The organism is Streptomyces sp. NPDC051578 (assembly GCF_044454045.1).
GTDB lineage: Bacteria > Actinomycetota > Actinomycetes > Streptomycetales > Streptomycetaceae > Streptomyces.
This window is the reverse complement of record NZ_JBITDH010000001.1, coordinates 1,629,872-1,641,283: the sequence shown is the minus strand read 5'-3', so window position 1 is coordinate 1,641,283 and position 11,412 is coordinate 1,629,872. Positions and strand designations below refer to the sequence as shown.

The 11,412-nt window shown below is 75.0% G+C and carries 6 protein-coding genes; 5 read left to right on the top strand and 1 reads right to left on the bottom strand.

The window, feature by feature from the left end; all coding sequences use genetic code 11:
* The 4 genes from ACIA6C_RS07285 to nudC all read left to right on the top strand — a co-directional run.
* The coding region (locus ACIA6C_RS07285; protein WP_399273504.1) for a PD-(D/E)XK nuclease family protein at window positions 1-2,545 on the top strand (2,545 nt) is incomplete at its 5' end.
* A gap of 47 nt (window positions 2,546-2,592) precedes the next feature.
* Complete coding sequence (locus ACIA6C_RS07280; protein WP_399273502.1) at window positions 2,593-6,267, top strand: UvrD-helicase domain-containing protein; 3,675 nt, start codon at window positions 2,593-2,595, stop codon at window positions 6,265-6,267.
* A gap of 10 nt (window positions 6,268-6,277) precedes the next feature.
* A complete protein-coding gene (locus ACIA6C_RS07275; RefSeq protein ID WP_399273500.1) occupies window positions 6,278-7,678 on the top strand; it encodes a dipeptidase in 1,401 nt (466 codons plus the stop codon).
* Window positions 7,679-7,743: 65 nt separating this feature from the next.
* Entirely contained in the window at window positions 7,744-8,691 is a 948-nt protein-coding gene (gene nudC / locus ACIA6C_RS07270; protein ID WP_399273498.1) for an NAD(+) diphosphatase, read from the top strand.
* A gap of 64 nt (window positions 8,692-8,755) precedes the next feature.
* Here nudC and ACIA6C_RS07265 read toward each other — a convergent pair whose 3' ends face one another.
* On the bottom strand, window positions 8,756-9,016 hold the full coding sequence (locus ACIA6C_RS07265; protein ID WP_190183315.1) for a mycoredoxin: 261 nt from the start codon (window positions 9,014-9,016) through the stop codon (window positions 8,756-8,758).
* Window positions 9,017-9,231: 215 nt separating this feature from the next.
* Here ACIA6C_RS07265 and ACIA6C_RS07260 point away from each other — a divergent pair, with 215 nt between their 5' ends.
* Window positions 9,232-11,397 (top strand): ATP-dependent DNA helicase UvrD2, encoded by a 2,166-nt coding sequence (locus ACIA6C_RS07260; RefSeq protein WP_366083115.1) that lies wholly within the window; start codon window positions 9,232-9,234, stop codon window positions 11,395-11,397.
* Window positions 11,398-11,412 lie beyond the last annotated feature (15 nt).

The window sequence follows — 11,412 nt, the reverse complement described above, 5'->3', positions numbered from 1 at the left end:
GGCGGGAGACGCCGGTTCGGGCGCCCCCGGCCCGGCGGTGCCGGCGGGGGCCGGGTCGGCCGACGAGGCCGTCTCGGCGGTGCCGGGCGGAGCCCAGGCCGAGCCCGCCGACGCCCCGGGTGCCGCCGCCACTCCCAGGGCCGGCTCTGCCGAAGCACTGGCCCCGGTTTCCGAGCCCGCCGACGCATCCGCCCTGGCGGGAGACGCCGGTTCGGGCGCCCCCGGCCCGGCGGTGCCGGCGGGGGCCGGGTCGGCCGACGAGGCCGTCTCGGCGGTGCCGGGCGGAGCCCCGGCCGAGCCCGCTGACGCCGGCGCGCGGTCCGCCGTGGCGGTCGGCTCCGGTGAGCCGGCCGGTTCCGGGGGCGGGAAGGGTGACGATCCCGCCCGGACGCCGGGTCCCGCCGTCCCGGCGCTGTCGGGTCAGCCGACGGGGGCTGTCGCTCCGGCCGCGTCCGGTCCCGGCGCGGCCCCGGGTTCCGGCTCCGCAGCCGCAGCCGCAGCCGCAGCCGCAGCCGCAGCCGCAGCCGCCGAGGCGGGGTCCGGGGCCGCAGTCGTGTCCGGCGTGGCCCCCGCCGAGGTGGAAGCCGATCCCGGCGCGGGGTCGTCGGGTGAGCCGGTCCGTTCCGGGGGCGGGCAGGGGGACGGCTCCGCCCCGTCGGGCGGGGGCGAGGGGTGGGTCGGGGTCGAGGCGGCCGTGGCGTTGCTGGCGTCGCCGCTCGGCGGGATGGACGCCGCCGATCTGCGGCGGCTCGGGCGCGCCCTGCGGGACGAGGAGCGGGCCGCCGGTGTCACCGTGCCCGCACCCTCCGACGTGCTGCTCGCGCGCGCCCTCGCCGAACCCGAGCGGCTCGTCGCCCACGACCCCGCCTACGCCCGCGGAGCGCAACGCCTCGGCCTGCTCCTGCGCAAGACCCGCGAACTCCTCGAAGGCGGCGGCACCGCCGAGGAGGCCCTCTGGCTCCTCTGGGACGGCACCCCCTGGCCCCAGCGCCTCGAACGCAGCGCCCGCCGCGGCGGCGCCGCCGGCCGCAACGCCGACCGCGACCTCGACGCCGTCTGCGCCCTCTTCGACACCGCCGCCCGCGCGGAGGAACGTACCGGCGGCCGCGGCGCCCTCAACTTCCTCGAACAGCTCGAAGCCGAGGACATCGCCGCCGACACCCTCACCCGCAAGGCCCACCGCTCCGACGCCGTCCGGCTGATGACCGCCCACCGCTCCAAGGGCCTCGAATGGGGCCTCGTCGTCGTCGCCGGCGTCCAGGAGGGGCTCTGGCCCGACCTCCGCCGCCGCGGCTCCCTCCTGGAGGCCGACCGCATCGGCCGCGACGGCCTCGCCGACCCCCTCACCCCCGGCGCGCTCCTCGCCGAGGAACGCCGGCTCTTCTACGTCGCCACCACCCGCGCCCGCCACCGCCTCGTCGTCACCGCCGTCAAGGCCCCCGCCGAGGACGGCGACCAGCCCTCCCGTTTCCTCGGGGAACTCGGCGTACCGGTCAGGGACGTCACCGGCCGGCCCCGCCGCCCTCTCTCCGTCCCCGCGCTCGTCGCGGAACTGCGCGCCACCACCGTCGACCCCTCGGCCTCCGAGGCGATGCGCGACGCCGCCGCCCGGCGCCTGGCCCGCCTCGCCGCGCTCACCGACGACGAGGACCGCCCCCTGGTCCCCGCCGCGCACCCGCAGCGCTGGTGGGGCCTGTACGAACCCACCCGCAGCAGCGTCCCGCTGCGCGACCGCGACCGGCCCGTCGCCCTGTCCGGCAGCGCCCTGGACCAGCTCGCCAACACCTGCTCCCTCCAGTGGTTCCTCGGCCGCGAGGTCAAGGCCGACGCCCCCTCCACCGCCGCCCAGGGCTTCGGCAACGTCGTGCACGTCCTCGCCGACGAGGTCGCCTCCGGCCGGACCCCCGCCGACCTCGCCGTCCTGATGGAACGCCTCGACTCCGTCTGGGACGCCCTCGCCTTCGACGCCCCCTGGAAGTCCCGCCAGGAGAAGGACAACGCCCGCGCCGCCCTGGAACGCTTCCTGCGCTGGCACGCCACCGACCGGGGAGGCCGGGCGGCCGTGGCCACGGAGCACGAGTTCGACGTCACGCTCGAAGCGGGGGACTTCGCCGTGCGCATCCGGGGTTCCATGGACCGGGTCGAATCCGACCCCCAGGGGCGTGCGTACGTCGTCGACTTCAAGACCGGCAAGGCCGCGCCCACCAAGGACGAGGTCGCGCGGCACCCCCAGCTCGCCGTGTACCAGCTCGCGGTGCGCGAAGGCGCCGTCGACGAGGTCTTCGACGGCCGGCGCCCCGAACCGGGCGGCGCCGAACTCGTGCAGCTGCGCCAGGGCGCCGCCAAGCGCGACGGCGGCGACGAGGTGCCGAAGGTCCAGGCGCAGCCGCCACCGGACGGCGAGTGGGCCGCCGACCTGCTCGCCACCGCCGCCGGCCGGGTCCTGGACGAGCGCTTCACCCCCACCACCGGGCAGCACTGCGACCACTGCTCCTTCCGCAGCGCGTGCAGCGCCCGCCCGGAGGGCCGTCACACGGTGGAATGACGGTCGGCGCGGCGGGGGCTGTCGGTGCGGGCGGCTAGCCTTTCGGGGTGTCCGCGCGTCCGGCCGGCCCCCCGGCCCTCACCGATCCCGAGCAGCTCAAGGAGCTCCTCGGGATCCCCTTCACGCCGGAACAGCTGGCCTGCGCGACCGCCCCGGCCGCCCCCCAGGTCATCGTCGCGGGAGCCGGCTCCGGCAAGACCACCGTCATGGCCGCGCGCGTGGTGTGGCTGGTCGGCACCGGGGCGGTCGCCCCCGAACAGGTCCTCGGCCTGACCTTCACCAACAAGGCCGCCGGCGAGCTCGCCGAGCGCGTGCGCAAGGCCCTCGCCCGCGCCGGCATCAGCGACCCGGACCCCTCCCCGGATCCGTTCCCCGCCTCCCTCCCCGGCTCCGCCCCGGCCGGGGGCGGCGCGGCCGTCGGCGAGCCCCGCATCTCCACCTACCACGCCTTCGCCGGACAGCTCCTCAAGGACCACGGCCTGCGCATCGGCCTGGAGCCCAGCTCCCGGCTGCTCGCCGACGCCACCCGCTTCCAGCTCGCCGCCCGCGTGCTGCGCGAGGCCCCCGGACCGTACCCCTCGCTGACGAAGTCCCTCCCCGACCTGGTCAGCGACGTGCTCGCGCTCGACGCCGAACTGTCCGAACACCTGGTCGACCCGGAGGAACTGCGCAGGTACGACACCCGGCTCCTGGACGAACTCGCCGCCACCAAGCTCACCAACGACGACCTGCGCAAGGTCCCCGAGGCGGTGCGCGGCCGGCTCGAACTGCTGGAGCTGACCGAGCGCTACCGGGACGCCAAACGCTCCCGCGACCTGTTCGACTTCAGCGACCAGATAGCCCTCTCCGCGCGGCTCGCCACCACCCGGCCCGAGGTGGGGGCGCTGCTGCGCGAGGAGTTCCGGGTCGTCCTGCTCGACGAGTACCAGGACACCTCCGTCGCGCAGCGGCTGCTGCTGTCGGGCCTGTTCGGCGCGGGCACGGGCCACGCCGTGACCGCCGTCGGCGACCCCTGCCAGGCGATCTACGGCTGGCGCGGCGCCTCCGTAGCCAACCTCGACGACTTCCCCGAGCACTTCCCGAACGCCGACGGCAGCCCCGCCACCCGGTACTCCCTCAGCGAGAACCGGCGCAGCGGCGGCCGGCTGCTGGACCTGGCCAACGGCCTCGCCGCGCCCCTGCGCGCCATGCACGAGGGCGTCGAGGCGCTGCGGCCCGCGCCGGGGGAGGAGCGGGCCGGCTCGGTCCGCTGCGCCCTGCTGCCCACGCACGCCGAGGAACTGGAGTGGCTCGGCGACTCCGTCGCGCACCTGGTGCGCACCGGGACGGCGCCGGGCGAGATCGCGGTGCTGTGCCGCTCCGCCGGGGACTTCGCACAGATCCAGGCGGTGCTGGTGGCCCGCGAGGTGCCGGTCGAGGTGGTCGGGCTGTCCGGCCTGCTGCACCTGCCCGAGGTCGCGGACCTGGTCGCGGTGTGCGAGGTGCTCCAGGACCCGGGGGCCAACGCCTCGCTGGTGCGGCTGCTGACCGGCCCGCGCTGGCGGATCGGCGCCCGCGACCTGGCGCTGCTGGGCCGGCGGGCCCGGCAGCTGATCGGCCGCACGCCCGGCGAGGTGGCTCCGGACGAGCGCCTCGCGGCGGCCGTCGAGGGCGTGGACCCGGTGGAGGTCATCTCGCTCGCGGACGCGCTGGAGACGTTCCTGGACTCCGCCGGGGCCGTCCCGGGCGAGGACCTGCCGTTCTCGGCGGAGGCCCGGGTCCGCTTCGCGTACCTCGCGCAGGAGCTGCGTGACCTGCGGCGTTCGCTCGCCGACCCGCTGATGGACGTACTGCACCGGGTGCTGGCGGTGACCGGGCTGGAGGTGGAGCTGTCGGCCTCCCCGCACGCCCTGGCCGCCCGGCGGCGCGAGACGCTGTCCGGGTTCCTGGACGTCGCGGCCGGGTTCGCCTCGCTGGACGGGGAGGCGTCGCTGCTGGCGTTCCTCGCCTTCCTGCGCACGGCCGCGCAGTACGAGAAGGGCCTGGACCACGCCCTGCCGGGCGGGGAGAACACGGTCAAGGTGCTGACGGCCCACAAGTCCAAGGGGCTGGAGTGGGACGTGGTGGTCGTACCCGGCCTGTGCGCGGGGTCGTTCCCGAAGGAGAAGCCGCCGGAGGCCTGGACCTCGTACGCGAAGGTCCTGCCGTACGCGCTGCGCGGGGACGCCGAGACCCTGCCGGGGGATCCGGCGTGGACCTCGGCGGGCCTCAAGTCGTTCAAGGCCGGGCTGAAAGAGCACAAGGCGGTGGAGGAACTCCGCCTGGGCTACGTGACGTTCACGCGGCCGCGCTCGCTCCTGCTGGCGTCCGGCCACTGGTGGGGGCCGACGCAGAAGAAGCGGCGGGGGCCGTCGCCGTTCCTGGAGGCCCTGTACGCGCACTGCGAGGCGGGCCACGGGGAGATCGAGGCGTGGGCGGACGAGCCGGAGCCCGATGCCGAGAACCCGGCCCTGGCCGCTGCCGCGAGCGCGGACCACGCCTGGCCGCTTCCGCTGGACCCGGCCTCCCTCACCCTCCGCCGCCGCGCGGCGGCCCTGGTCGAGTCCCACCTCTCGACCCCGCATCCTCCGACCCCGCACCTCTGGCCCCCGCACTGCGAGGAACCGTCCTACGACGACCCCCCGTGGCCGGACGACCTGGACGCCCCCGCCCTCCCGGCCCCCCGCCCCGCCCCACCCGAGGCCCCCTGGCCGACCGACGACGCCTGGGCCGCCGCGCAGGCCGACGCCCCGCGCCCGGAGTCCGACCCGGCGGGGCCGTCGGCCCGTGCCGCGCACGGCTGGGAGCCGCGGCCCGGCTCCGCCGTACCCGCGCAAGGCCCTGGGCCGCAGGCCCGTTCCGGCGTACCCGACCGGGGCCTCTGGCCGGAGGCCCGCCCCGGCGTACCTGACGAGGACCTCTGGCCGGAGGCCGACGCCTGGGCTGGCGTGCCCGGCGGGGGCGGCGGGGAGATGCTGGGGGCCGAAGAGGCGCGGGTCGTGGCCTCGTGGGACCGGGATCTCGACGCGCTCGAAGGCGAGCTCCGCCGTGCCCGTACGGCGGTCCGCGACGTCGAGCTGCCGGCCTCCCTCTCCGCCAGTCAGCTGCTGCGCCTCGCCGCCGACGAGGAGGGCTTCGCCCGCGAGCTCGCCCGGCCCATGCCCAAGCCCCCCCAGCCCGCGGCGCGCCAAGGCACCCGCTTCCACGCCTGGGTCGAGTCCCGCTTCGACGAGCTCCCGCTCCCCCTCCTCGACGTCCTCGACCCCGCCACCGAGCTCCCCGGCGCGGCCTTCGACCAGGACATCGCCGACGAGGCCGACCTCGCCTCCCTCAAGGCCGCCTTCGAGCGCAGCGAGTTCGCCGACCGCACCCCGCACCGGATGGAGGCCCCGGTCCAGCTCACCCTCGCCGGCCGGGTCGTCCGCGGCCGGATCGACGCCGTGTACAAGAACCCCGACGGCTCGTACGAGATCGTCGACTGGAAGACCGGCCGCACCACCGAGGCCGACCCCCTCCAGCTTGCCGTCTACCGCCTGGCCTGGGCCGAAGCCACCCGGACCCCGCTGGACCAGGTCTCGGCCGCGTTCCTCCACGTCCGCAGCGGCCGCGTGATCCGCCCCCGCGACCTGCCCGACCGGGCCCGTCTTGAGCGGATCCTCCAAGGCAAATCGGGCACGGACAGCGCCCCCCAGGCGGACGGTTAGGCTCGTAGGCATGAGCGAAACCCCGGCGGACAGCGTCGTCCGCACGTACATCGACACCCACCGCGCCGCTTTCCTCGCGGACCTCGCGGAGTGGCTGCGCATCCCGTCCGTCTCGGCTCAGCCCGAGCACGCGGGCGATGTACGCGCCAGCGCCGAATGGCTCGCCGCCAAGCTCAAGGAGACCGGCTTCCCGGTCGCCGAGGTCCTGGAGACCCCCGGCGCCCCCGCCGTCTTCGCCGAGTGGCCGAGCGCCGACCCGGCCGCCCCCACCGTCCTCGTCTACGGGCACCACGACGTGCAGCCCGCCGCCCGCGAGGACGGCTGGCACACCGACCCGTTCGAGCCGGTCGTCAAGGACGGCCGGATGTACGCGCGCGGCGCGGCCGACGACAAGGGCCAGGTGTTCTTCCACACCCTCGGGGTGCGCGCCCACCTCGCCGCCACCGGCGCCGACGCCCCCGCCGTGCACCTCAAGCTCCTCATCGAGGGCGAGGAGGAGTCCGGCTCCGTCAACTTCCGGGCCCTGGTCGAGCGCGAGACCGCCCGCCTCGCCGCCGATGTCGTGATCGTCTCCGACACCGGCATGTGGTCCGAGACCACTCCCACCGTCTGCACCGGCATGCGCGGCGTCGCCGACTGCGAGATCGACTTCCACGGGCCCGACCAGGACATCCACTCCGGCGCCTTCGGCGGGGCCGTGCCCAACCCGGCCACCGCCGCCGCCCGCCTCGTCGCCGCGCTGCACGACGCCGACGGCCGGGTCACCATCCCCGGCTTCTACGCCGGCGTCGCCGAGCTCGACGACGCCGAACGCCGGCTGATCGCCGAGCTGCCCTTCGACGAGGCCGAGTGGCTGCGTACCGCCAAGTCGCACGCGGCCGCCGGCGAAAAGGGCTACTCGACGCTGGAGCGCGTCTGGACCCGCCCGACCGCCGAGGTCAACGGCATCGGCGGCGGCTACCAGGGCCCCGGCGGCAAGACCATCGTGCCCGCCTCCGCGCACGTGAAGCTGTCGTTCCGCCTGGTGTCGGGGCAGGACCCGTACGAGGTCGAGGCGGCCGTACGGGACTGGGTCGCGGCCCGGGTCCCCGAGGGGATCCGGCACTCCATCGTCTTCGGCGCCCCGACCCGGCCGTGCCTGACCCCGCTGGACCACCCGGCCCTGCAGTCCGTCGTACGGGCCATGGGCCGCGCCTTCGGGCAGCCGGTCCGCTTCACGCGCGAGGGCGGCTCCGGTCCCGCCGCCGACCTCCAGGACGTCCTGGACGCCCCGGTCCTCTTCCTCGGCATCTCCGTCCCGTCGGACGGCTGGCACTCGCCCAACGAGAAGGTCGAACTGGACCTGCTCCTCAAGGGCGTGGAGACGGCCGCCTACCTGTGGGGAGACCTCGCCGTCCACTGGAAGCCCTGAGGCCGGACCGGAGCACACCGACGCGTCCGCCGCCCGCCCAGCCCGTCTGTCCACCACCGGGGGAGTTGGAAGTACCTGTGAGCACCCGTACCGAGCGCCCGCTCTCGCTCGCCGCGCCCAGCGGCATCGACCGCGCCGCGGACCACCGTCTCGACGAGGCCTGGCTCGCCGCGGCCTGGAGCCACCCGACGACCCGCGTCTTCGTCGTCTCCGGCGGCCAGGTCCTGATCGACGACACCCCCGACGGCGGCACGGGCATCGTGATGACCCCCGCCTTCGAGGCCCCCGTCACCCAGACCCACCGCTACTTCCTGGGCACCGACGAGGACGGCGTACGGTACTTCGCGCTGCAGAAGGACTCACTGCCGGGCCGCATGGACCAGTCGGCGCGCGCCGCCGGGCTGCGGGAGGCGGGGCTGCTGCTGTCGCCGCGCGACGCCGGGCTGATGGTGCACGCGGTGGCGCTGGAGAACTGGCAGCGGATGCATCGTTTCTGCTCCCGCTGTGGCGAGCGCACCGTCGTCGCGGCTGCCGGTCACATCCGGCGCTGCCCGGGCTGCGGCGCCGAGCACTACCCCCGCACCGACCCCGCGGTGATCATGCTGGTCACCGACGAGCAGGACCGTGCGCTGCTGGGCCGCCAGGTGCACTGGCCGGAGGGCCGTTTCTCGACGCTGGCCGGGTTCGTGGAGCCGGGCGAGTCCATCGAGCAGTCGGTGATCCGCGAGGTGTGGGAGGAGGCGGGCGTCAAGGTCGGCGAGGTCGAGTACGTCGCCAGCCAGCCCTGGCCGTTCCCGTACAGCCTGATGCTCGGGTTCACGGCGCGCGCCGTCACCTCGGAGATCACGGTGGACGGGGAGGAGATCCAGGAGGCCCGCTGGTTCTCCCGCGAGGACCTGCGGGAGGCGATCGAGTCGGGCGAGGTGCTGCCGCCGTCGGGCATCTCCATCGCGGCCCGGCTGGTCGAGCTCTGGTACGGCGAGCCGCTGCCGAGGCCCGCGGTCCGGGCGTAACGTTCGTCACAGCGGAAGGCCCCCGCCGCGGCGGGGGCCTTCCTGCGTGCGCCGCGCGGTCCGGTCAGACGGCGAGGGCCTGCTTGACCTGGGCCAGGCTCGGGTTCGTCATGACGGACTCGTTGCCCGCGGCGGACTTCACGAGCACGGTCGGGACCGTCTGGTTGCCACCGTTCGCCTGCTCCACGAACGCCGCGGACGCCGGGTCGAGCTCGATGTTGATCTCGTCGTACGCGATGCCTTCCCGGTCCAGCTGGGTCTTCAGCCGGCGGCAGTAGCCGCACCAGGTCGTGCTGTACATCGTGACGGAACCCGTGTCCTGCATGCTGCGCTCTCCTTCGTGAGGCTCGGTGGTCCGAGTACTCGAACGTACGCGACCTCCCCGCCATTCCCGGACCGGCGTCCTGCCGGCCCGCTGCGGGTGGGGGGCGGTGACACTGCGGGTGAGGCCGCGGGTGCGTTGGCGGATAAGTACGACGTATACCGGCGGCCTGTGGACAACGTTCCCGCCCGGCACACCGGACCTGGCAGCATGGCGGGGTGACATCAGCAACGCACTCCTCATCCTTCCCGTCCGGCGCCGACTCGGCCGACGCGGTGCTCCAGGGCCTCGACCCGGAGCAGCGCGAGGTCGCGACGACCCTGCGCGGGCCGGTGTGCGTGCTCGCCGGAGCCGGCACGGGCAAGACCCGGGCCATCACCCACCGCATCGCCTACGGCGTCGCCTCGGGACAGCTCATGCCCGCCAGCGTGCTGGCCGTCACCTTCACCAACCGCGCGGCCGGCGAGATGCGCGGCCGACTGCGCACCCTGGGCGCGGGCGGGGTGCAGGCCCGGACCTTCCATGCCGCCGCCCTACGCCAGCTCCAGTACTTCTGGCCCCGCGCCATCGGCGGAGAGGTGCCCCGGCTGCTGGAACGCAAGATCCAGTTGGTGGCCGAGGCGGGGTCGCGCTGCCGCATCCGCCTCGACCGGGGCGAGCTGCGCGACGTCACCGGCGAGATCGAGTGGGCCAAGGTCACCCAGACCGTCCCCGCCGACTATCCGGCGGCCGCCCTCAAGGCGGGCCGCGAGGCGCCCCGGGACATGGCGGAGATCGCCCAGATCTACGGCACCTACGAGCAGCTCAAGCGCGACCGGAACATGATCGACTTCGAGGACGTGCTGCTCCTCACCGTCGGCATCCTCCAGGACCGCCACGACATCGCCGCGCAGATCCGCGCCCAGTACCAGCACTTCGTGGTGGACGAGTACCAGGACGTCAGCCCGCTCCAGCAGCGCCTGCTGGACCTGTGGCTCGGCGACCGCGACAGCCTCTGCGTCGTCGGCGACGCCAGCCAGACCATCTACTCCTTCACCGGCGCCACCCCCGACCACCTGCTGAACTTCCGCACCAAGTACCCGCAGGCCACCCTGGTCAAGCTGATCCGCGACTACCGCTCGACCCCCCAGGTGGTCCACCTCGCCAACGGCCTGCTCAACCAGGCCAAGGGCCGGGCCGCGGAACACAGGCTGGAGCTGGTCTCCCAGCGCGAGCCCGGCCCCGACCCGGTCTACGCCGAGTACCCCGACGAGCCCGCCGAGGCCGAGGGCGTCGCCGCTCGCATCCGTGACCTGATCGCCGCCGGGGTCCCGGCCGGCGAGATCGCGGTCCTCTACCGCATCAACGCCCAGTCCGAGGTCTACGAGCAGGCCCTCGCCGACGCCGGGGTGCCCTACCAGCTGCGCGGCGCCGAACGCTTCTTCGAGCGGGCCGAGGTGCAGAAGGCGATCCTCGCGCTGCGCGGAGCCGCCCGCTCCGGCGGCAACGACCCGCTGCTCGAAGACGTCGTGGAGCTGGGCTCCCAGGTCCGGGCCGTACTCAGCTCCACCGGCTGGACCAGCGAGCCGCCCGCCGGCTCCGGAGCCGTCCGCGACCAGTGGGAATCGGTGGCCGCGCTGGTCCGCCTCGCCGAGGACTTCGCCCGCAGCCGCCCCGGCGCCACCCTGGCCGAGCTCACCGTCGAGCTGGAGGAGCGCAAGGCCGCCCAGCACGCGCCGACCGTGCAGGGCGTCACCCTCGCCTCGCTGCATGCCGCGAAGGGCCTGGAGTGGGACGCGGTGTTCCTCGTGGGCCTCACCGACGGCATGATGCCGATCACATACGCCAAGACCGACGAGCAGGTCGAGGAGGAACGCCGGCTGCTGTACGTCGGCGTCACCCGGGCGCGGCTGCACCTGACGCTTTCCTGGGGCCTGTCCCGCGCCCCCGGCGGCCGGGCCTCCCGGCGCCCCAGCCGGTTCCTGAACGGCCTGCGGCCCGGCTCGGCGGCCCCCGGGGCCAAGACGGGCGCTCCGGGCGAGCGGGCGGCCCGCAAGCGCGGCCGCCGCGGCCCGGTGCTGTGCCGGGTCTGCGGCAAGACCCTCACCGAGGCGGGCGAACTCAAGCTGATGCGCTGCGAGGACTGCCCGTCCGACATGGACGAGGGCCTCTACGAGCGGCTGCGGGAGTGGCGTGCCGCCCAGGCGAAGGAGCAGGGCCTGCCGGCCTACTGCGTCTTCACCGACAAGACACTGATGGCGATCGCGGAGGCCGGGCCGTCCGAGGAGGGCGAGCTCTCGATGATCTCCGGAGTGGGCGGTCGCAAGCTTGAGCGGTACGGAGCCGACGTCCTGGCCATCTGCGCAGGCCAGGAGCCCGAGGGCGAGGATTCTGACGACGCGTAGAAACTCGTCGGAAAA